General features: G+C 64.0%; 21 protein-coding genes and 1 pseudogene. 14 read left to right on the top strand and 8 right to left on the bottom strand.

Annotated features, from left to right (window positions below):
• Positions 1-147: 147 nt before the first annotated feature.
• The gene (gene fnr / locus GCT13_RS12470; protein ID WP_152758325.1) at positions 148-915 is read right to left on the bottom strand and encodes a fumarate/nitrate reduction transcriptional regulator Fnr; all 768 of its coding nucleotides are present in this window, start codon (positions 913-915) and stop codon (positions 148-150) included.
• A gap of 145 nt (positions 916-1,060) precedes the next feature.
• Entirely contained in the window at positions 1,061-1,540 is a 480-nt protein-coding gene (locus GCT13_RS12465; protein WP_152758322.1) for a universal stress protein, read from the bottom strand.
• 304 nt (positions 1,541-1,844) lie between these two features.
• Here GCT13_RS12465 and GCT13_RS12460 point away from each other — a divergent pair, with 304 nt between their 5' ends.
• Together GCT13_RS12460 and GCT13_RS12455 are read left to right on the top strand one after the other, a co-directional pair.
• A complete protein-coding gene (locus GCT13_RS12460) occupies positions 1,845-2,534 on the top strand; it encodes a FadR/GntR family transcriptional regulator (RefSeq protein WP_152758320.1) in 690 nt (229 codons plus the stop codon).
• Positions 2,535-2,727: 193 nt separating this feature from the next.
• Positions 2,728-4,236 carry an MFS transporter gene (locus GCT13_RS12455; protein WP_152758464.1) on the top strand — a complete coding sequence of 503 codons (1,509 nt, stop codon included), beginning with the start codon at positions 2,728-2,730 and terminating at the stop codon, positions 4,234-4,236.
• 156 nt (positions 4,237-4,392) lie between these two features.
• On the opposite strand, the gene GCT13_RS12450 is transcribed toward GCT13_RS12455, so the two are convergent.
• On the bottom strand, positions 4,393-4,980 hold the full coding sequence (locus GCT13_RS12450) for an acyl-homoserine-lactone synthase (RefSeq protein ID WP_152758318.1): 588 nt from the start codon (positions 4,978-4,980) through the stop codon (positions 4,393-4,395).
• Positions 4,981-5,122: 142 nt separating this feature from the next.
• Here GCT13_RS12450 and GCT13_RS12445 point away from each other — a divergent pair, with 142 nt between their 5' ends.
• The gene (locus tag GCT13_RS12445) at positions 5,123-5,455 is read left to right on the top strand and encodes a helix-turn-helix domain-containing protein (protein WP_152758316.1); all 333 of its coding nucleotides are present in this window, start codon (positions 5,123-5,125) and stop codon (positions 5,453-5,455) included.
• Here GCT13_RS12445 and GCT13_RS12440 read toward each other — a convergent pair.
• Positions 5,439-6,143, bottom strand: a complete 705-nt coding sequence (locus tag GCT13_RS12440) for a helix-turn-helix transcriptional regulator (protein ID WP_193727642.1) — start codon at positions 6,141-6,143, stop codon at positions 5,439-5,441. The two genes, GCT13_RS12445 and GCT13_RS12440, sit on opposite strands and share 17 nt — an antisense overlap.
• A gap of 572 nt (positions 6,144-6,715) precedes the next feature.
• Here GCT13_RS12440 and GCT13_RS12435 point away from each other — a divergent pair.
• The 7 genes and pseudogenes from GCT13_RS12435 to GCT13_RS12405 all read left to right on the top strand — a co-directional run bounded on the left by GCT13_RS12435 (position 6,716) and on the right by GCT13_RS12405 (position 14,880).
• Positions 6,716-7,676, top strand: a pseudogene (locus GCT13_RS12435) (dihydrodipicolinate synthase family protein).
• 80 nt (positions 7,677-7,756) lie between these two features.
• Positions 7,757-9,337: an aldehyde dehydrogenase (NADP(+)) gene (locus GCT13_RS12430; RefSeq protein WP_152758312.1), complete on the top strand. Its 1,581-nt coding sequence runs from the start codon at positions 7,757-7,759 to the stop codon at positions 9,335-9,337.
• Between the two features lie 105 nt (positions 9,338-9,442).
• Complete coding sequence (locus GCT13_RS12425) at positions 9,443-10,387, top strand: SMP-30/gluconolactonase/LRE family protein (RefSeq protein ID WP_152758310.1); 945 nt, start codon at positions 9,443-9,445, stop codon at positions 10,385-10,387.
• Positions 10,388-10,676: 289 nt separating this feature from the next.
• Positions 10,677-11,855 (top strand): extracellular solute-binding protein, encoded by a 1,179-nt coding sequence (locus GCT13_RS12420; protein WP_152758308.1) that lies wholly within the window; start codon positions 10,677-10,679, stop codon positions 11,853-11,855.
• Between the two features lie 156 nt (positions 11,856-12,011).
• Positions 12,012-13,091 carry an ABC transporter ATP-binding protein gene (locus GCT13_RS12415; protein WP_152758306.1) on the top strand — a complete coding sequence of 360 codons (1,080 nt, stop codon included), beginning with the start codon at positions 12,012-12,014 and terminating at the stop codon, positions 13,089-13,091.
• Positions 13,088-13,975 carry an ABC transporter permease gene (locus GCT13_RS12410; RefSeq protein ID WP_152758304.1) on the top strand — a complete coding sequence of 296 codons (888 nt, stop codon included), beginning with the start codon at positions 13,088-13,090 and terminating at the stop codon, positions 13,973-13,975. The genes GCT13_RS12415 and GCT13_RS12410 overlap by 4 nt, the downstream gene beginning before the upstream one ends.
• On the top strand, positions 13,975-14,880 hold the full coding sequence (locus tag GCT13_RS12405) for an ABC transporter permease (protein WP_152758302.1): 906 nt from the start codon (positions 13,975-13,977) through the stop codon (positions 14,878-14,880). The genes GCT13_RS12410 and GCT13_RS12405 overlap by 1 nt, the downstream gene beginning before the upstream one ends.
• A gap of 75 nt (positions 14,881-14,955) precedes the next feature.
• Here the strand turns inward: GCT13_RS12405 and GCT13_RS12400 are convergent, their stop codons facing one another.
• Both GCT13_RS12400 and GCT13_RS12395 read right to left on the bottom strand, forming a co-directional pair.
• Positions 14,956-15,561, bottom strand: a complete 606-nt coding sequence (locus tag GCT13_RS12400) for a short chain dehydrogenase (RefSeq protein ID WP_152758300.1) — start codon at positions 15,559-15,561, stop codon at positions 14,956-14,958.
• 313 nt (positions 15,562-15,874) lie between these two features.
• Positions 15,875-16,324: a DUF3005 domain-containing protein gene (locus tag GCT13_RS12395; protein ID WP_152758297.1), complete on the bottom strand. Its 450-nt coding sequence runs from the start codon at positions 16,322-16,324 to the stop codon at positions 15,875-15,877.
• Between the two features lie 291 nt (positions 16,325-16,615).
• Here GCT13_RS12395 and GCT13_RS12390 point away from each other — a divergent pair, with 291 nt between their 5' ends.
• The 4 genes from GCT13_RS12390 (at position 16,616) to GCT13_RS12375 (ending at position 19,890) form a co-directional block, all read left to right on the top strand.
• Positions 16,616-16,849: a hypothetical protein gene (locus GCT13_RS12390; protein WP_090864124.1), complete on the top strand. Its 234-nt coding sequence runs from the start codon at positions 16,616-16,618 to the stop codon at positions 16,847-16,849.
• 184 nt (positions 16,850-17,033) lie between these two features.
• Positions 17,034-17,966: a serine O-acetyltransferase EpsC gene (gene epsC / locus GCT13_RS12385; protein WP_152758295.1), complete on the top strand. Its 933-nt coding sequence runs from the start codon at positions 17,034-17,036 to the stop codon at positions 17,964-17,966.
• Between the two features lie 71 nt (positions 17,967-18,037).
• The gene (locus GCT13_RS12380; RefSeq protein WP_152758293.1) at positions 18,038-18,865 is read left to right on the top strand and encodes an AraC family transcriptional regulator; all 828 of its coding nucleotides are present in this window, start codon (positions 18,038-18,040) and stop codon (positions 18,863-18,865) included.
• A gap of 101 nt (positions 18,866-18,966) precedes the next feature.
• A complete protein-coding gene (locus GCT13_RS12375; RefSeq protein ID WP_152758291.1) occupies positions 18,967-19,890 on the top strand; it encodes a DMT family transporter in 924 nt (307 codons plus the stop codon).
• 130 nt (positions 19,891-20,020) lie between these two features.
• Here the strand turns inward: GCT13_RS12375 and folE are convergent, their stop codons facing one another.
• The gene (gene folE / locus GCT13_RS12370) at positions 20,021-20,650 is read right to left on the bottom strand and encodes a GTP cyclohydrolase I FolE (protein ID WP_152758289.1); all 630 of its coding nucleotides are present in this window, start codon (positions 20,648-20,650) and stop codon (positions 20,021-20,023) included.
• Positions 20,651-20,763: 113 nt separating this feature from the next.
• Positions 20,764-21,687 (bottom strand): LysR family transcriptional regulator, encoded by a 924-nt coding sequence (locus GCT13_RS12365; RefSeq protein WP_152758287.1) that lies wholly within the window; start codon positions 21,685-21,687, stop codon positions 20,764-20,766.
• Positions 21,688-21,795 lie beyond the last annotated feature (108 nt).

Here is a 21,795-nt window from a genome sequence, read left to right as displayed (position 1 = left end):
ATTTGCATGGGACCCAAGCAACGCGCTAAAGGGCCGACTCGGGTCGCAACGGACAGTCTTGAACTGTACCGCAGGTGCAGGAGACGTGCCAGGCGAGTGCACATGACGACGCCCGATGCGTCGCCATGTGCCTGAACCGCTGTGTTATCAGGCGCTCGGCGCGCCGACGTGGCGCAGGCCTTCTGGATCGACGATGTGAATGAAGCGGCCCTGTGCGTCGATCAGTCCGCGCTTTTGAAATCTTGACAGGGTGCGGCTCACGGTTTCGAGCGTCATGCCGAGATAGCTGCCCATGTCTTCGCGCGTCATCCGCAGATTGAATTCAGCCGGTGAGTAGCCGCGCTGCGCGTTGCGTTCGGAGATGTCGAGCAGGAACGCCGCGACGCGCTCGTCGGCGCTCAGCGAACCGAGCACCATCATCTGTGCGGCTTCGCGGACGATCTGCTCGCCCATCAGCTTGTGCAGCCGCTCCTGCATAGAACCGATTTCGCGGCACAGATGCTTGAGCTCCGCGTACGGAATGATGCACACGGAACTGTCTTCGAGCGCGACCGCGCTGCACGCATGCTGATCGCTGCTGATGCCGTCGAGCCCCAGCGCTTCGCCCGCGAGGCGCAGGCCGGTGACCTGCTCGCGGCCGTCGCGATGCGCCATCACCGTTTTGAGCGAACCCGAACGTACCGCGTACAGGCTGTCGAAAGAATCGCCCGCGCGGTAGAGCGATTCGCCGCGCCGGACGGAACGCGCCGAGCAGATCACCGCTTCGAGTTGCGGCAGTTCGTTGGCGGCGACGCCTTGCGGCATGCAGAGCTGCCGCATCGCGCACGACGAGCAGCGCGCGCTGGTGCGGGTCGCCGAAGTGGTGTGACGGACGCGGACTGCGCGAGTGGAAGCGGGAGCGGTAGGGGTAAGCATGGGACCAACCGGCTAAAAAAGAGTGATAGCTGATTGTCCCACTCGATGCGCGCGCAACGAGGCGGCAAAATGACGCGTCATGGCGCGCTCCGCTGTTGAGCGAGGTCACACACGTGACGACGCGTGCCGAAGCACTGCCGCCTGTTCAGGCCTGCGTCGGCCGGCCCGCTTCGCCGCCGCTCGCGGCGGACGGAATCAGCAGCACGGGAAACGTCGACTGGCGCACGCAGCGCTCGGCCACGCTGCCGAGAATCAGCCGTTGCATGCCGCGCCGGCCGTGCGTGCCCATTACGATCAGATCGGCGTTGAACTCGGCGGCAGCGCGTAGCACGAGCGTCGGCACGTCGTCCAGCGACGAGGCTTCGCCGACGAGGATATCGCCCGACACGCCGCGCTCGCGCATCGCCGCCGACAGTTCCGCCGTCAGCTCCTTGCCCTGCTCGACGAGCCGGTTGCGCAGGATCGACGGATCGTAGCCGGGCGCGTCGAAGTACATCGGCGTGTTTTCGACCGCGTAGAACGCGCGCAGCGTCGCACCGAGTTTGCCCGCCAGATTCAGCGCGTTGTCGAACGCGCGGCGCGAAGTATTGCTGCCGTCGACTGCAACGAGGATGCGTGTGTACATGAAGCCTCCGTGCCGTGGAGAGCGGCGCGCCGCCATGTTCCGCGGGCGCCTGCCTCGAGTGGAAATTGTGCCCCGATTTCGCTTGCAGCTTAAACGATCGCCGAAAAATGCGCGCTTTCGTCGCCGGAAAACGCAGATGTTAATCAGATATTTGTCAAATTTTGCCGTCAGGCGCTGGGTCCGTCATACTGGCGGCATGCTCGCCGAGACGCGCTTTCCAGAGCGGTCGCGCCTCGATTTCATCGGGCGGCGCGCATTATTTGCCTTACAATTCAAAGCTACTCTGACAAGCCGCCCTTCGACGATGAACGAGCGTAAATCGACAGGTCTGCCGGACAAGATCTACAGCGACATTCTCAACCGGATTCTCGAAGGGGAATACAAGGAAGGCGAGCGTCTGCCGACCGAGCACGCGCTCGCGGAGCGTTTCGAGACGTCGCGGCCGACCGTGCGGGAAGCGCTGGCCCGTCTGCGCGCGGACGGCATCATCGTGACGCGTCACGGTTCCGGCACGACGGTCGCGCGCCGGCCCGATCCCGACGTGCGCCGTTTCGCGCCGCTGGAAACGCTGTCGGATATCCGGCGCTGCTACGAATTTCGCATCGTGACGGAATCGGGCGCGGCCGGGCTCGCCGCGCAGATGGCTGACGCCGACGATATCGCCGCGATCCAGCACGCGTGGGACGAACTGGAGCGCGTGATCGAGACGCAGGGCATTGGCGCAAAGGACGACTTTGCGTTTCACCTGGCCGTCGCGCGCGCGTCGAAGAACCAGTTCTTCATCACGATGATGGGATTCATCGAAGAGCAGATCGTGTTCAGCATGAATCTGTCGCGCAATCTGTCGCTGGTGAAGACGCTGGAGCGGCAGCGGCTCGTGCAGGCCGAGCACCTCGCCGTGCTCGACGCGATCCGTCGCAAGGACGCGGCGGGCGCAGGCGAGGCGATGCGCCTGCATCTCGAGCATGCGCGCGACCGGATGTTCGGTTCCTGACTTTTCCGCCTCGATGGGCCGTGTGAAGTACGGAAGCGCGGCCCTGTTTCTTTCCCATCTGAAAAATGCGGCGTGCCTCACGCCGTATCGCAAAGAAGTGAATCCTTCCCGTCCCTTGTCGGCGAGAGTTGGCGCTTCGGCGGCTCACTCTGGTCCCATGCAAATGCTGCCCTTTCGTGACGCGCTGCTGGCCATGCTCGGCATCGGTCTTGTGAACATGCTCGTTGCGCTCGATCAGACGGTGGTCAGCACGGCATTGCCGTCGATCGTCGTTGAATTGCACGGCTTCGAGTTCTACGCGTGGATCGCGAGCGCCTATCTGCTCGCTTCCGTCGTGACCGTGCCCGTGTTCGGGCGCCTCGGCGACTACTTCGGCCGCAAGCGTTTCGTGATCGCCGCCGTGGTCGTGTTTGCGCTGGCGTCAGTGCTGTGCGGCGTTGCGGGCGGCATGCCGTTTCTGGTGTTCGCCCGCGGCTTGCAGGGCGTCGGCGGCGGGATGATGGTCGGCACCGCGTTTGCATCGATTCCCGATCTTTTTCCCGATCCGCGCGCCCGCGTGCGCTGGCAGGTGGTGATGGCGGCCGCCTACGGGATCGGCACGGCGGCGGGACCGTCGCTCGGCGGCTGGCTCAGCCAGCATTTCGGCTGGCGTTCGACGTTCCTTGTCAATCTGCCCGTTGGCACGCTCGCGCTGTACTTCATCTGGGCGCATCTGCCGTATTATCGGCGCGAGCGTGCGGGCGATGTGCGCATCGACTGGATGGGCGCCGTGCTCGTCGCGCTGGTGCTGGGCGGCTTTCAGACTTTCATCGAAGCCGTGCCGAAGGACGGCTTGACGACGGGCAACCTGGTCCTCGCCGCGCTGGTGGCGGCATGCGCGGCGGCATTGCTCGCCTTCGAGCGGCGCGCCACGCATCCCATCGTGCCGCTCGACCTCTTCAAGGACCCGCAGCTCATGACGCTCTTCACGCTGTCGGTGCTGTCGGGCTTCGTGATGTTTTCGCTGATCTTCTTCGCACCGCTCCTGCTGCAGGGCGGCTTCGGACTGTCGCCGCAGCTGGCCGGCCTGCTCGCGACGCCGATCGCCGCGTGCATTGCGCTCGGCAGCCTGATCAACACGCGCATCGTGATTCACATGTCGCGGCCCACGGCGATCCTGTCGATCGGCTTTGGCCTGCTCGTGGCGGCATCGGTCGGCATTGCGCTCGCCACGCCGGCGACGCCGCATCTGTATCTCGAACTGTCGATGGGCGCCGTCGGCATCGGCCTCGGCTTCATTCTTAACAACCTGAATGTGTTCGGCCAGGAGATCGCGGGACGCGCGCGCTTCGGCATCACGACCGCGCTGCTTCAGTCGACACGCATGGTGGGCGGCATGTTCGGCACCAGCGTCGTCGCGACGATCGTGAACCGGCGCTACGCGTCGGGCGTGGAGGATTCGCTGCGCGTGCTCGGCGAGCCGGTCGCATCTGTCTGGCGGCCGAGGCTGGCCGATCCGCGCATTCTCGTCGACGAGAGTCTGCGCGACTCGCTGCTGATGGAACTGAAACGCGCGGGGCTCGAAGGTCCCGCGCTGCTCGACGCGGCGCGTCACGTGCTCGTGCAGTCGATCCACATCGGCGTCGTGCTGATGGGCTGCGCCGCGCTGGCCGCCGCGTTCGTCGTGCGCCGGATCTCGCACATTACCTTTCGTCGCGGGTAGCCAGGCCTGCCCGGCACGCCGCGTGCTGTGCGACGGGCTCAAGCGAAGCGGCCGAACGCGTCGCGTTGCGCGAGGCGTACCGTGAGCCTGCGCGCATCGCAACCGTCCCGCCGTCGCATCGGGCTCGATATGAGGCGGCGCGACGGTGTATGCCCGTCAGGCCGCGACGGGCATTGGCTTGCAGACGGCCGCGCGAATCGCGTCGACGGTGATGTCGAGCGCGACCGTCCGCTCCACGCCGATTTTCACCGGCGGCCCGAGCCGCGTGACGTCGATGCCCGCGCGGCGCAGCAGCCGCTCGATCGCCGTGGTCGTCACGGTCACATAACGGGTGATGCCCATCCGGTCCGCGAAAGTCACCAGTTCGTGGATCGCGTGCATCGTCAAATCTGCGAAGCCAAACGTTTGCGCGCCGTCCGTTTCAATAGCGAAGCGGCTCAATTCCCATATATGCCGTCCAATTGGAGCCGCCTGACCATCCAGTAATTGCGGGAACGTGTCCTTCAGCATGTTCGGCCCTTCCGTCGGCATCAGCCGCCAGCAGCCGCAGACGTGCCGGTCGCCGTTCTGGATGAGCATGTAGTACGGGCCGAGCGCGTCGTAGCCGTCGATCTCCATGCCCGCGATGGTCGGAACATCCCAGCCCATCCTGTCCCGGAAGACGCGGGCGCGCAGCCGGTACATCTCGTTGATGTTGTCGTTGTCGAACTCTTGCCGTGTGCCAATCCGAATCGCGGTATGCATGGTGTGCTCCTTACGTGGTCGCGGTACGCAGGGAAACGTATGCATTTCGGATAAAAAAAACACCTACTCACCTGGATAGGTGTTAAGTGGGCACGGCGATCACAAAATTGAGACGAGGCAGCCAATCATCAGGGGAAACATCATGGAACTTCAAAATCATTGGCAATCGGGTGTTCACGCAAACGTTCAACCGACCGTCCAGAGCCGTAGTTCAGAGCCGTCGTCCACTGTGGATCGCGTGCTGATCATCGCGTACCGCAAGAAAAAGAAAGAGAGCCAGCGTCAGTTCTGGGCGCGCTTCGGCGTGACACAGTCGCGCGGCAGCCGCTTCGAATCGGGCGCGGAGATTCCCGCTCCCGTATCGATCCTGCTGGGCCTGTACTTCACGAAAACGGTCACGGACGGCGATCTGGGCAGGGCAGAGAAGTTGCTCCACAACCCGGAAGCCCGTGAGCTGATCAACCTGGATCAATAAGGCCGAGTTGCGTCGCAATCACGGCGGCTGCGCGCCGTGAGTTCACGCCGAATTTCGCGCGAATGTTCTTGAGATGGAAGTTCACCACCGCTTCCGAACAATTGAGAATGTGTGAAATTTCCCAAGTGGACTTACCGCGCGCGGTCCATTTCAGGCATTCCTGCTCGCGCGGCGTGAGCTTCGGCACCAGCGCCTGCGTGTGAGCATCCAGATGGGGCTGGCTCGTGTCGATGACCAGGTCGCGCAATAGCACGAGGTTCGGCAGCACGACATCGAGATGGCTCCAGAATTCGTCGGTCGGGTTCCGATCGTTCACGAAGCAGATCAAGCCCGATTCCTGTCTAGGCCCGTGAATGGGCAGACTCACCCCTGCGCGCAGACCATATGCCCGGGCTTCCTCGTACATCGTCTGCTGCGGATACGTCGCGAAGAGGTCAGGCGACCAGATCAGCGGTGACGAGCGCGACATGCAGTGCGCGACGGTCGGATCGATGTGCGCGAAACCGTGCGCGTTATAGAACTGCCGCCAGGCCGGCGAGTACGTGCTGCGAATGAACGCGTCCTCCAGGCGGATGCCCGGGCGCGGAAGAATCCCGACCAGCACGCGATCGAAGCCCCACCCGTCGGCGAGACGGGCGACTTCGCGGAACCAGGCGACGTCGTTCTCCGCTTGCAGCAAAGGCGACATCTGCTCAATGAAATGTTGCGGCAAGGTGCTTTCTCTCGAGGTTCGCAGCGGAGCGGGCTGTGGCCATGCCGATGCTGCGGATACTCATGATGTTGGTGTACATCAATTTATCACCATTATTGGCTTTTTAATGCGAAATGGCGATAGCCGATTTCGAGTTTTTTCTATTTCCGCTCAAAGAGCGACTTGTCGAGGCAGGCAATTAAACCGGCTTGGCGAAATAGTGCATTAAGTGGCGGAATCCGCTCCTGGCGTGGAAAACAGCCGTTCTTTAAAGTGCGTCATTTGAAAGGCGTTTGCACATTATCGAATCGGTACTAAATACGCAGGATCTCTAAATCGGAATAGATTGCAAAACGTTTGAATCAAACGGGGCCGTGATTTTCGAGGCGTTGTCATACCAGAATTTCTCGAAATCGACGCATGGATCGCGGCGTGCGAGCCTTTAATCGTACGATGAAACTCGTTTCCAGGCGCGATGCGCAGCGCGCCGCGCGGCCGAAAGTTGTTTGACAACATTGGCGACGCAATGCTAAGTTGCCCGGGTGATCGTCTCTGCTGCGAGCCGCCCCATGAACGTGTCCCCTATTTCCGAAAGCGAGTTCTCCGCCAGTGTCATGGCGGTTCCGCCGCTTGCGCGCCGCGCCGACCTGACGCTCGATCCGGATGGAAACCGAAAGCTGATCCGTCACATCGAGGCGGGCGGGGTTCGCACGCTTCTCTACGGCGGCAATGCGAACCTGTATCACGTTGCCGTCAGCGAGTATCGCGAGTTGCTGGACATGCTCGCGGCGCTCGCTAGCCCCGCAACACGTGTAATTCCCGCCATCGGCCCCGACTACGGGAAGATGCTCGACCAGGCGCGCATTCTCGCGCAGACACCGTACCGAACCGCGATGGTCTTGCCCTTGACGGGCTTCACGACGTCCGAAGGCGTCGAGGCGGGGCTCACGCGTATCGCCGACACCGCTGGCATTCCGCTCACGCTATACATCAAGAGCGAGAACTACGTGAGCGTCGATACGCTCGCGCGGCTCGTCGACCGCGGCACGCTCATTGCTGTGAAGTACGCGACCGTGCGCGACGATCCATCACGTGACGACTACCTTCGCCGGCTGCTGCAAAACGTGAGTCCGTCGAAGGTGATTTCAGGAATGGGCGAGCGGCCGGCGCTCGCGCATGTGCGGCAATTCGGTCTCGCCGCATGGGCGACGGGCTCGGGCTGCATCGCGCCGCATGCGGTGATGGCCTTGCTGCGCGCGGCGAAGGCGAACAACACCAACACAGCGGCAGATGACGACGGCGAAGCACAGCGTCTTTACGACGCTTTTATGCCGCTCGAAACCCTGCGCGACGAGATCTCGCTGATACGCGCTGCACGACGCGGTGACGTTGTCGAAGCTCGCGGACATGGGGCCAATTCTGCCGTTGCTGAGTTCGACGCCGCCCGAACATCATGCGAAGATCGAAGGTGCGACGCTGGCCTTGCTCGACTTCGAGCGGCGACTCGCGGAATCGTCCGCCCATTCATGACGTCGCACACCCACTATTTGGATTCCAGGCCGCGCGATGCGACATGATCCGCGTCGCGCGGCCATCGACAGGAGCTGGACATGCAGATTACCGGTGACATGCTGATCGGCGGGTCGGCGGTGCGCGGCACCAAAGGCACGCTGCGCGCGTTCGACCCGGCGCGCAACATGGAAATCGAACCCGAGTTCGGCGCGGGCGGCACGGTCGACGTAGACCGCGCATGCGCGCTGGCCGCGCTTGCGTTCGACCCGTATCGTCAAACGTCGCTCGAAGTGCGCGCCCATTTCATCGAGACGATCGCGGAAAACATTCTCGGGCTCGGCGACGCGCTGATCGAGCGCGCGCAGGCCGAATCCGCGCTGCCGAAGGCGCGGCTCGAAGGCGAGCGCGCGCGCACGGTCGGGCAACTGAAGCTGTTCGCATCGCTGGTGCGCGAGGGCCGCTGGCTGACCGCGACGCTCGATTCCGCGCAGCCGGATCGCAAGCCGCTGCCGCGCCCCGACTTGCGCATGCAGAAGATTCCCGTGGGCCCCGTCGCCGTATTCGGCGCGAGCAATTTTCCGCTCGCGTTTTCCGTGGCGGGCGGCGACACGGCGTCGGCGTTCGCGGCGGGTTGCCCCGTCGTCGTGAAGGCGCATCCGGCGCATCTCGGCACGTCCGAGCTGGTCGGCCGCGCGATCCAGAAAGCTGTCGCCGATTGCGGCCTGCACGAAGGCGTGTTCTCGCTCGTGATCGGCGCGGGCAACGAGATCGGCGAGGCGCTCGTCCAGCATCCCGCGATCAGGTCGGTCGGCTTCACGGGCTCGCGAAGCGGCGGCCTCGCGCTCGTGAACCTCGCGCAGAAGCGCCGCGAGCCGATTCCCGTGTTCGCCGAGATGAGCAGCATCAATCCGATGTTCGTGCTGCCCGGCGCGCTCGCGAAGCGCGCGGAGCAGATCGCGACGGGCTTCGTCGAATCGGTGACGCTCGGCGTCGGCCAGTTCTGCACGAACCCCGGTCTCGTGCTGCTTCTCGAAGGCCCGCACAAGAAGGGATTCATCGACGCCGCCTCGAAGGCGCTCGCGCAGAAGAGCGCGCAGACCATGCTGACGCCGGGCATCGCGAACGCGTACCAGGACGGTGTCACGCATCGCACCGAGCAGCGCGGCGTGCAGAGCATTGCGCGCGGCACGTCGTCGGATGCGACATGCGCGGCGTTGCCCGCGCTGTTCCAGACGGAAGCGATGCACTTCCTCGCGTCCACCGAACTGGAGGACGAGATCTTCGGGCCGACATCGCTGATCGTCACCTGCACGGACATCGAAGAAATGGTCAAGGTGGCCGAATATCTGGAAGGGCAGTTGACGGCGACGCTGCACCTCGAAGCCGACGACTACGACATCGCGCGTCAACTGCTGCCGACGCTCGAGCGCAAGGCCGGCCGCATTCTGGCGAACGGCTTCCCGACGGGCGTCGAGGTGTCGTACGCGATGGTGCATGGCGGCCCCTATCCGGCGACGTCCGATTCGCGCGCGACGTCGGTTGGTGCAACGGCCATCGAGCGCTTCCTGCGTCCCGTCTGCTACCAGGACTTGCCCGTCGATCTGCTGCCGCAATCGCTGCGCGATGAGAATCCGCTGAAGCTCTGGCGTCTGCGCGACGGCAAGCCTGCGCAAGCGTAAGCGCAAGATCAAGCGCGGCCGCATCTAACAACAATCAACTCGCAAAGACCGCCGGATACCGGGCGTCGATTCCATTCGACGCCCGGTATTCGCACCGACAGCGCCATGACCGAACCCGCCAATCACCGACGCTATCCCGATCCTTCCATCCGCAGTTTCGATCCCCGCTTCGACGCGTTGCGCCTCGCATCGGCTTCTGTCGAGTGCCTGTACCAGGGCGCGCGCTGGTCGGAAGGGCCCGTGTGGTTCGGCGACGGCCGTTACGTCCTGTGGAGCGACATTCCGAACAACCGCATCCTCCGCTGGGACGAAGAGACGGGCGCGGTCACGCCGTTTCGCCGGCCGTCGAACAACGCGAACGGCAACACGCGCGACCGCGAGGGGCGGCTCGTCACCTGCGAGCATCTGACGCGCCGCGTCACGCGCACCGAATACGACGGCTCGATCACGGTGATCGCCGAGCGCTACCAGGGCAAGCGCTTCAACTCGCCGAACGATGTGGTCGTGAAATCGGACGGCTCGATCTGGTTTACCGATCCGTCGTTCGGCATCGACAGTTTCTACGAAGGCGAAAAGCAGGAAGCCGAGTTGCCGCAGAACGTGTATCGCGTCGACGGCCAGACGGGCGAAGTGACGATGGTCTGCGACGAAGTGATCGGGCCGAACGGGCTCGCGTTCTCGCCAGACGAATCGGTGCTGTACATCGTCGAGTCGCGCTCGAAGCCGCGCACGATCCGCGCGTTCGATGTCGCCGGCGACGGCCGCTCGCTCGCGAACAACCGCGTGCTGATCGACGCGCAGCAAGGCACGCCGGATGGCTTTCGCGTCGACATCCACGGCAACCTGTGGTGCGGCTGGGGCATGGGCACCGACGAACTCGACGGCGTGCGCGTGTTCTCGCCGCAAGGCGAAGCGCTCGGGCACATCGCACTGCCGGAACGCTGCGCGAACGTGTGCTTCGGCGGCCGGCATCGCAACCGGCTCTTCATGGCCGCAAGCCACGGTCTCTATTCGCTGTACGTGAACGCGCAAGGCGTGCGCGGCGGCTGACTCATCCGGTGCGTCCGGCACGACGACTGGCCGATTGTTCAAAGTTGCCTAACAAGTAATGTGTCAGTGTTCTCCCTATGACGAACGGCCAGGCTTGCTAATCCCGCTGAAATCGTTGCCACAAAAGGATTTGAAGGTTCTGTAAGCCTGCTTTGCGACGAACGGGTCTGGGTAGAATTTGCTTGACATCATGCCCGCGCCTTCGTTATGTTTCACTGGCTAGCAGCCCGTAGCGTCACCGCCGCATCCTGGTCGGCGGACGTTCGATACCAAGAGGCGAGGAGACGAAATGACTTTTTCTGGCAGGGTGTCAGTGAGGTTGGCAGGTCTGTGCGTGGCTGTCGGCGCGGCAGTCGCAGGGTTCACACAAACGGCGCGAGCGGCCGATGCCGTCACGCTCAACATCGTCGACGTGGCCGGCGATCTTCAATTGACGCAAAAAGGTTTCGAAGCCTTCAAGGCCAAATACCCGAATCTCGTCTCCAACATCACATACACGAACGCGCCCGCGCCGCAATTGCCCGGCAAGATCAAGGCGATGCAGGCAGCTGGCCGCTCGGACATCGATCTCGTGCTGACGGGCACCGATGCGCTCGCAGCCGGCATCGAACAGAACCTGTGGATCAAGCTGCTGCCCAACCAGAACGCTGCGCTGCCCGGTGTGCTCGACAAGTACGCGCCGGGTCCGCGCAAGATGCAGGACATCGCGCAAGGCTTCGGCGTCGAAGTCGCGTACATGCCGGCTGGCCCGCTGATCGAATACAACCCCGCGAAGGTCAGCGATCCGCCGAAGACGCCCGAGCAGCTGCTCCAGTGGTGCAAGGCGCATCCGAACAAGCTGATCTACGCGCGTCCGGCAAATTCCGGCCCGGGCCGCACGTTCCTGATGGGTTTGCCGTATGTGCTCGGCGATAAAGACCCGAAAGATCCCGTCAACGGCTGGGACAAGACGTGGGCGTTCCTCAAGCAGTTGAACGACTGCATTCCTTACTATCCGGGCGGCACGTCGGCCGTGATGAAGGAGCTGGGCGAGGGCACGCGCGACATGACGGTCACGGTGACGGGTTGGGACATCAACCCGCGCGCGCTCGGCATCGTGCCGGCCGAGTTCAAGGTGCAGGCGTTCGACAACATGACGTGGGTGAACGACGCGCACTACATGGTGATTCCCAAGGGCGTGCCGAAGGAAAAGCTCGACGTGCTCTACAAGCTGATGAACTTCATGCTGGAGCCCGCGCAGCAGGCGATGACCTATGACGACGGCTACTTCTATCCGGGCCCGGCCATCAAGGGCTTGACGGAAGCGCAGGCGCCGGAGCACAGCCAGGAAGTGCTCAAGAAATTCGGCCGTCCGGAATACGCGAAGCTGCTTGCCGATCGTCCGCACGTTCTGCCGTTGAGCGCGGCGGCGATGGTGGCGGCGTTCCAGAAGTGGGACCGAGAGGTCGGCGCGCAGAAGACGAAATAAGACCCTAAGCGCAACCGTCACCGCGTCAGGCGGAACAGCCGGTGCGCGCCTATCGTGCATGTTGTGCGCGTCGTGCGCGCATTGGCGATTGTGACGGCAGGCCGCGAGCAGACGGTGCTTCGCGGCACCGCCATGCAACATCGTAGGGAAGCGACCATGAAGCATCAATTTGAGCAATTGCGTCTCGAGTCCGTCTGCCGCAATTTCGTTAATACCGAAGGACAGCCGGTAGCCGCGTTACAGGGGCTCGATCTGAATATCCGCCGCGGCGAATTCATCGCATTGCTGGGGCCGTCGGGCTGCGGCAAGTCGACGGCGCTTAACTGCATCGCGGGCTTGCAGCCGCTCTCGGGCGGCGGCATCTGGCTCGACGAGAAGCGCATTGACGTGCTGCCGCCCGAAAGGCGCGGCTTCGGCATGGTGTTCCAGAACTACGCGCTGTTTCCGCACATGTCGGTGCTCGACAACGTCGGCTTCGGCCTGAAAATGCGCGGCGTCGCGAAGGCGGAAACGGTGAAGCGCGCACGAGAAGCGCTGCAACTCGTGCAACTGGTCGGTCACGAGAAAAAGCTGCCCGGCCAGCTGTCGGGCGGCCAGCAGCAGCGCGTCGCGATTGCGCGTGCGATCGTGATCGAGCCGCCGCTCATCCTGATGGACGAGCCGCTGTCGAATCTCGACACGAAGCTGCGCATCGAAATGCGCGCCGAGATTCGCCGCATTCATACGCAACTGGATCGCGCGACCATTTATGTGACGCACGATCAGGACGAAGCGCTGTCGATGGCCGACCGCATTGTCGTGATGAGAGAGGGCGTCGTGCAGCAGGTCGCGACGCCGAAGGAGGTCTACGGACGTCCGAAGAATCTGCACGTCGCGCGCTTCATGGGCTTTCGCAACGTACTGCCGTTCACGCTCGAAGGCACGCAGGGCGAAGGCGTGGCCGTGGAGGCAAACGGCGTGCGCCTCGTTGGCACGGCGATGGACGGTTTCAGCAGCAAGCGCGTTGCCGTTGCACTGCGGCCCGAGGACATGGAGCGCGCCGCGCCCGGCGCGGAGAACGCGTTCGATGCGCAGGTGACGACCGTCGAATACGGCGGCCGCGATTCGCTGATTCGCGTGAAGAGTGCATTCGGCGAACTGTGGGCGCGCGTCGCCGGCGAATTCACCGAGGGCGAGCGCATCACGCTGCGCGTGCCGCCGGCGCGCACGCTCGTCTACGACGGAGAGCCGTCATGAGCACGGTGACGTCCGCCGCCTCGCGAGCGCTCGCTGCGCCGCGCGACGGCAAGGCGTGGCTCGTGTCGCCGGCCTTGCTGTTCATCCTTGCGCTCTTTGTCTATCCGTTCGTCTATGGGCTTGCGCTGTCGTTCAGTCCGATAGAAGGCGGCGGCATGTGGGCGAACTACGCGAGGTTCTTCAGCGACACGTCGATGTGGCCGACCATCCTCGTCACGTTGAAGCTCGCCGTGCCCGCGACGCTGATCAATGTCGGCGTATCGGTGCCCGTCGCGTTCGCGTTGCGCCGTCCGTCGCCGTATCAGAAGTTCGTGACGACGCTGCTCGTGATTCCCATCACGCTCGGCACTGTGCTGATCGCCGACGGCATGCTCACATACTTCGGTCCGAACGGCTGGTTTCCGCAGGCGCTGCAAGGGCTGCATCTCTATGCCGACGAAGTGCGCCTCACGCACAACTTCTGGGGCGTGCTGATCTCGCTGATCGTGTCGGGCTTTCCGTTCGCGTTTCTGCTGACGCTGTCGTACGTGACGGGCATCGATCCGACGCTCGCGAGCGCCGCCGCGACGCTCGGCGCGAATCCGTGGCAACAGTTCCGGCAGATCTATCTGCCGCTGCTCGTGCCGGGGCTGACGATGGCCGCGTGCCTGTCGTTCGTGCAGGCGTTTTCGGTGTTTCCGTCGGCGGTGCTGCTCGGTGCGCCGGCCGGGCCGACGCGCGTGATGTCGATCGCCGCTGCCGAGGCCGCGTTCGAAAACTACGATTACTCGCTCGCTTCGGCGATTGCGATCGTGATGGGATTCGTGCAACTGGTGATCGTCGCCGCGATGCTGGGCGCGCGCCGCTTCTTCTACAGCGGACCGGCGACGGGAGGTAAGGGCTGATGGCAACCGATCGTCAAGTCGCGCATCCGTGGCCCGCCGCGCCGCAAGGGCAAACGGTGAAGTCGATGAAACCGCACGTCAGTCTGCGCGACCGCGTGTACAAGGCGCTCGTCTGGGGCGCGATGATTTTCTTTCTGCTGAACATCGTATTGCTGATTGCGACGGTCGCCGTCAATTCGATCGCGACGCGCTGGTTCGGTACGCTGCTGCCGCAAGGCTTCACGCTGCACTGGTACGCGCAGGCGTGGAGCGACTTTCAGCTGGCGGCTGTGCTGTGGGTGACGGTCGAAGTGGTCGGCGCGGTGGTGCTGCTGTCCATCCTGCTCGGCGTGCCTGCCGCGTATGCGCTTGCGCGCGTGCAGTTTCGCGGCAAGCGTTTCGCGATGCTCGTGTTCCTGCTGCCGCTGATGGTGCCGCCCGTCACATACGGCATTCCGATGGCCACCGTGATGTACAAGGTCGGGCTCGCGGGCACGCTTGCCGGTGTGATCCTCGCGAACCTCGTGCCCGCGCTGCCGTTCGTCATTCTCGTGATGACGCCGTTCATCGAGCAGATCGACCCGAATCTGGAATCGGCGGCGCGCATTTTCGGCGCGAACACGTTCCGTTATTTCCGCTACGTGCTGCTGCCGTTGCTGGTGCCAGGCATGCTGGCCGCAGGTCTGCTCGTGCTGGTGCGCACGATCGGCATGTTCGAGTTGACGTTCTTCACAGCGGGGCCGTCGACGCAAACGCTCGTCGTCGCGTTGTATTACGCCGTGTTTTCGACGGGTGTGCGCGCGCCGCAATCGATCGACGCGATGGCGATGATTTATATGGCGATCACGCTGATCTGGGTGTTGATCGCGCTGCAGTTCGTGAGCCCGACGCAGATCGTGTCGCGCGTCAAGGAGCAGCGGGCGTAGGCGCGCCCGCTTGCTTGTACGCGTTTGCCGAACTTTGATGGCCCAGACGCGATGGCCGCGTTCAATAGCCCAAGCTCAATAGCCGATGCGATAAACCCGCCCCGTCTGCGCACCCTCGACGCTGCGCAGATAGCCCAGCGCGGCCTTGCTTGCGTCGACGGGTTCGAAGCCGCGGAAGAACGGCGCATAGCCTTCCATCGACTCCGTCAGCACGGTCGGGCTGACGACGTTGATGCGGATGCCGCGCGGCAGCTCGATCGCCGCGCCGCGCACGAAGCCTTCGAGCGCGAGGTTCACCGTGGTCGCGCTGACGCCCTGGCTGATCGGCTCGTCGGCGAGAATGCCGCTCGTCAGCGTGAACGAGCCGCCGTCGTTCACGTACTTTTGCGCGGCGAGCACGAAATTGATCTGTCCCATCAGCTTGTCGCGCAGGCCGATCCAGAACTGCTCGACCGTCATCTCGGACAAGGGCCCGAAATGCACTTTGCCCGTCGCCGTGACCACGGCATCGACGTTGCCGATTTCCTGAAACAGCCGTTCGATGCTCGCCGGGTCCGTGCCGTCGACGTGATGCACGCCACGCGTCGCGCCCACTTCGATCACTTCGTGACGCGCTTTCAATGCGGCGGCGACGGCCTGGCCCAGCGTGCCCGTTGCGCCGATCACAACGACTTTGCCCATGTGCTGCTCCGTGATGTCAAAGAGATGCACCGATTATGCAGACTGCAACGCCGTTGAAAAAGGCGCGTCAGCGACGAGGTCATGAAACTGGGAGTTTCAAATCGCACATCCGTGAGTGCGCGGCGAAGCAAATCGCAAAGCGCGATGAATACGCCAGAGCAAACAAACGTTCGCCATCGCACGGACGAACGCTGCATGAGCGGCTAACGCGCGATTGAAACGCTAGCGCGAAAAATGCGCGCCGCGCCAGCCGCGCGAAAGCTTGCATAACGGTGATGACGCGCCAACGAGTTGACGCGTCATCCGAAACGATTTACTCGTCGCGTTCGAGTTCGATGACCCGCGTCGGCCGTTGATGGTTGAGCGCGAAGTGCACGCGTCCGCGCAGTTGATCGCCCGTATGCGAATACGACGGGTGGAAGCGGTCGTCGAAGCGCTCGACCGTCGCGGGCGCGATCATGCCCTTGTCGATCACGTGATAGCCCGGCTCCAGCGCGAGCAGCAGATGGTTGCCACCGATACGGCTATCGAACCCCGCCAGCTCCGCGAACGGATCGTCGGGCACGCTGTTGACGAGCGTCGCATTGCTCGTCGTGATCTCGTCGGGGCCGATGGGCGCCTCGCCCGCGATACGCGCGGCTTCGTGGTTCTTGCTGTCGGTATCGACGGTGCTGTCGTGCGTGCGATCGTTATGCATTTCGGCGCTGCGCGCCATGGCGGTTCCGGACTGCGTCGCGGGCACCGGGCGTGTATTGAGGCTCATGTTGTGTCCTCCTTTGCTTGTGGTCCCAAACATAGGATAGGAGCAAAACCCGTTCCGCGTGAGCGCACGATTATCTGTCGAACCACGCGTGACGGCCTTTCGGGCGACCGGCAAATTTTTGCTAATTTTTTTCGTGGACGTCCATTTTCTACAGAGTATGATTCTTGTTCGACGAGCGCAGCAACACCCAGCACGATCGCGACGACCTCGCGGACTGTTTCAGCCCACGGCACCTGCACTCGCGAGAGAACCATAAGGACCATCTATGGGGCAGTCAGGGGCGGGTGACTCATGCACGTTGATGCTGCATTCACACATCGTGGCTACTTGCTTAACTGCGCGCCGGCGCGCGCGGGCGATGGAACATGGCAACCGTATGTCGTCGTATCGCGTTCCAGCGATGGCGAACTGGTCGCGAACCGTTTCTTCCCAACCGACCTCCGTTTCACCGACGAAGCCGCTGCTATTGCGCACGCGCGCGACTGGGCCGTGCGCTGGATCGACGCGAGCAGCCTGACCGTATAGCACGCTGCATTGCACGCCGTTTGGCACATCACTAGCCCCGCACTGCCGCGCATAACGCAAGGCGCGCAGCATCACGCATGCCTTATGCAAGGCGCACGAGGGCCGCACGGCACGCGGCGAAACGCGGTAATCTCTGGGGACAGTTCACTCTCATCGCGCCTCGTGCGCGAACGATGTCCTCGCCATGTCAAATGTTTCTTCTCATAACTGGGGCCTCGAACAGATCGTCGCCGATTTGCGTGCGTCGCGTGAAGAGCTGCATCGCACGCGCCATCCGCGCGGCATTCGCGAGCTGCCTTCGCGCGATGCCGTGATCAACATTGTCGGGGGATTGCGTGCCGCGCTTTTCCCGACGCACTACGGCGCGCCCGATCTGACCGACGAGAGCGTCGATTACTACGTCGGCCATACGCTCGAAAGCACGTTGCGCCTGCTCGCCGAGCAGATCCGCCGCGCGCTGCGTTTTCTGCCCGAGCACGCCGAGACCACGGACGCCGAACTGAGCGCGCGCGCCTTCGATGTCGCGCGCGATTTCGGCAAGCAGTTGCCCGCCATCCGCGCGCTGCTCGTCAGCGATATCCAGGCTGCCTACATCGGCGACCCCGCCGCGCAGCACATCACCGAGATCCTGCTCTGCTATCCGGGCGTCTGGGCGATGACGCATCACCGGCTCGCGCACGCGCTGCATCGGCTCGGCGTGCCGCTGCTCGCGCGCTTCATCAACGAGATCGCGCATTCGTCGACGGGTATCGACATTCACCCCGGCGCGCGGATCGGCCCGAGCTTTTTCATCGATCACGGCACGGGCGTCGTGATCGGCGAAACGGCGATCATCGGCGAACGCGTGCGCGTCTACCAGGCGGTCACGCTCGGCGCGAAAAGCTTCGCCGCAGATGAAGACGGCACGCTCGTGAAGGGCAACGCGCGCCACCCGATCGTCGAAGACGACGTCGTGATCTATGCGGGCGCGACGATACTGGGCCGCGTGACGATCGGACGAGGCTCGGTGATTGGCGGCAACGTGTGGCTCACGCATAGCGTGCCGCCTGGCAGCAGCGTGTCGCAAGGCAAGATCCGCGAAGGCGAGCGCACGCGCAACGACGAAGGGCGGCGTTGATGGATCAAGGTTCGATCGCACGATTGATCGCGCCTTCGAACCGAGCCGCTTTGATATGAGCGAATGAAACGATGAAGCCGCGTGGACGCGTCCAGATGCTGCGTTGTGCGCTCGACGGCGTCGAAGCGACAGCCGCGCACACGACGCATACGTTCGCGCGTCACTCGCACGATCGCTTCGGCATCGGTGTCATGGTCGCGGGCGGGCAGCGTTCAGCAAGCGGTCGGGGGCCTGTCGAAGCGCGCGCGAACGACGTCATCACGGTCAATCCCGGCGAAGTGCACGACGGCAGTCCGCTCGACGAACACGGACGCGCGTGGCGCATGCTGTACTTCGAGCCGTCGCTCGTGTACGCGACGCTCGCCGAATGCGCGCATGCGTCCATGCGCGAATTGGAACTGACGCAGCCCGTGCTGAACGATCCGCGACTGTCCGGGTGCTTTACGCGCCTGTACTCGGTTGCGGTGAGCGCGGCTAACGAACGAGCGGGCTTCGATAATCTCGCGTGCGAAGAAGCGCTGCTCGCGCTGTTCTCACACGTGGGCCGGCATCACGCGACGCCGCTCGCGCCTGAACGCGAACGCATCGGTCCGATCGTGCGGGCAAGAAGCCGCATCGACGACGATCCCGCGTCGTCCGCGACGCTCGCGGACCTCGCCGCCGAAGCGGGCATGAGCCGCTTCCAGTTACTGCGCAGTTTCGCGCACGAAGTCGGCTTGCCGCCGCACGCGTACCGGATGCAGCGGCGCGTCGCGCTCGCGCGGCGGCTCATCGCCAGCGGGACGGCGCTCGCGGATGCCGCGACGTGCGCCGGTTTCTCGGACCAGAGCCACATGACGCGCGCCTTCATGCGGCTTCTCGGCATCACGCCTGCGAGCTATGCGGCCGCTGTCCGCTGACTCGCGCGGTCGCTTTGCATAGGGCTCTGCAATAACGTTCAAGACCGCGCATTCGTGTGCGCGATACGCTCCTCGCATCGTTCGATATGAGGAGGCGCGGCATGCATGCGCGTTATGTCGGTTACTTCTATTGCGCGCTCGCGATGGTCGGCGTGGGCAGCACGGTTGTCGTCAGCAAGGCGATCGCGGGTGGCTTGCCGCCGTTCTCGGCGACCGCGCTGCGCTTCGCCATCGCGTTCCCGGTTTTCGTCGCAATGATGCGCGTGCGGAAGCTTCGGTGGCCGAAGCTCGATGCACACGACAGGTGGCTCGCGATCGCACAGGCGGGAGCCGGGAGCGTCGGCTATACGGTTTGCCTGATCGGCGGGATGCGGCTCGCTTCGGCCGCCGATGCGGGCGTGATCGCGGGCACGCTGCCGGCCGTGTCGGCGGCCGTTGCCGCACTGGCGCTCGGCGAGCGGCCGTCGCCCGCGCTGCTCGGCGCAATCGCGCTCGCGACAGGCGGCGTGCTCGCCTGCACCGTGCGGCTCGACGATCTGACGGCGTCGCGCGGCGCGCATTCTCTGGCGGGCAACGCGCTGGTGTTCGCGGCTGTCGTCTGCGAGGCGCTTTTCATTCTGCTCAACCGCAAGCTACGCACGCCTGTCGCCGCACTGCCGCTGTCGGCGCTGATGAGCGGGATCGGCTTTCTCGTCGCCATCGTGCCCGCATGCTTCGAAGCGCCGTGGCGTCTGCCGCTCGACGCGAACCTGACGGCCGCTCTCGCGGGCGTCGTTTACTACGCGCTTGTGCCGACAGTGCTGGGCTTCGTGCTGTGGTACGCGGGTGCGTCGCGCGTGAGCGGCGCGGAGGCGGGACTCGTGACGGCGCTCGTGCCCGTATCGACGCTTGCGCTTGCGGCCGGCGTGCTGCACGAGCCGATCAGCCGAGCGCAGTTGATGGGCGTCGCGTGCGTGCTCGTGGCCATGTTGCTCGCGACGTTCGGGCAAGGCAGGCCGATGAGCGCGCGACGCGCGGCGGGCTAAGGCTGGCGACGCGGCGTTTCGATGCGGCGTTACGCCGTTTCGGCGTTTCGATGCGGCGTTACGCCGTTTCGGCGTTTCGACCCGGCGGCCCGTCCGAATGCGAGTTGGAAAGAACGGCTCTGCAAGCCGCTCAGGTATTCGCCACGCTCATCGAAGTCGGGCTATTGACGATCGACAGAAACTCGCGGCGTGTCGACGGGTCCGTGCGGAACGTGCCGAGCATGCGCGACGTGACCATCTCAACGCCCGCCTTGTGCACGCCGCGCGTCGACATGCATTGATGCGACGCTTCGAGAATCACGCCGACGCCCTTCGGCTGCAATACTTCGTTGAGCGTATCGGCGATCTGCACGGTCATCTTTTCCTGAATCTGCAGACGCTTGGCGAATGCATCGACGAGCCGCGCCAGCTTCGAAATGCCGACCACGCGATGCTCGGGCAAATAGGCGACATGCGCGCGCCCGATGATGGGCACCATGTGATGCTCGCAATAGCTCTCGAAGCGGATGTCCTTCAGCACGATCATTTCGTCGTAGCCGTCCACTTCGGAAAACGTGCGGGCCAGAATGTCGCGCGGCTCCACGTCGTAGCCCGCGAAAAATTCCTCATACGCACGCACGACGCGCGCCGGCGTATCGATCAGCCCTTCGCGCCGCGGATCGTCGCCGGCCCAGCGCAGCAGCACGCGCACGGCTTCTTCGGCTTCCTCGCGGGACGGACGGGTGGGTGTGTCGGCGGGTGTTGTTGTCTTCGTAGTCATCCCTCGCTCCAGTTCCAGTAAAACGCGCATCGCACGTTGGGGCATTGTTCCATGTTTCGTGACCCCACGCCCGACATGGATACGCGTGTCATCGGGGGCGCCACTTCGACGCGCTACTTCGGCCATTCGTCCTTCGCATCGTTGAACAGCTCCGCGACGACGCCGCGCAGCCAGCCCGCGCGCGGATCGTTGTGGAACTTGCGATGCCAATGCTGGCGCAAGTCGAAACGGGGCAACGGCAAAGGCGGTTCGACCAGCGTGATCGACGCATGTTCCGATACGTATGCGAAGCCGATTGCGTGCGGCACGGTCGCGACGAGATCGCTGCGCGCGAGGATGAACGGCAGGCTCATGAAGTGCGGCGTCTCCAGCACGGCGCGGCGGCGAATGCGCTTTTTCTCCAGATACCGTTCGAGCACTTCCTGGCTGCGACCTTCGGCGCGCACAACGGCGTGCCCGAGGCTGACGAACTGCTCGAGCGTGAGCGGCGCGCCCGCCAGCGGATGATCGCTGCGCAGCAGGCAGATGAAGCGGTGTGTGAAGAGGCGCTGCTGGAAGAAGTTGTTGCCGGACAGATCGGGAAAGTAGCCGACGGCCAGATCGATGTCGCCTGACTCCAGGCCGCGTTCGACCAGCGCGGGCGACAGCGACACCGAGCGCAGATTCGCATGCGGCGCGCGCTCGGCGAAAAGCTGCAACAGACGCGGCAGAAACACGATCTCGCCGACATCGGACAGCGCGAGCGAGAAGGTATGCGTCGACGTCGCGGGATCGAAGTCCTGCGTTTCGAGCATGCCTTTTTCGATGCGCGCGAGCGCGTCGCGAGCGGCGGGAATCAATGCGAGCGCGCGCGGCGTCGGCTCCATGCCGCGCGATGTGCGTACGAACAAAGGATCGTTGAAGTACTCGCGCAGCCGGCCGAGCGCCGTGCTCACGCGCGGCTGGCTCACGCCGAGACGTTCGGCGGCGCGGCTTACGTTGCGCATGTCTTCGAGCGCGACGAGGTAGGGAATCAGGTTGAGATCGAGTTCGGCCATGCTGGGGCGCGGGCTTTGCGATGGCCCGCATATTATCGATAAAACGTATACAACCTAGCCTGGCAATCGCGCTGTCGCATATCAGGGAAAGCGCCGACGGCGACCCGG

The organism is Paraburkholderia franconis (assembly GCF_009362735.1).
GTDB classification, from domain to species: domain Bacteria; phylum Pseudomonadota; class Gammaproteobacteria; order Burkholderiales; family Burkholderiaceae; genus Paraburkholderia; species Paraburkholderia franconis.
The sequence above is the reverse complement of the archived record's forward strand: the minus strand, read 5'-3'. Positions and strand labels throughout refer to the sequence as shown.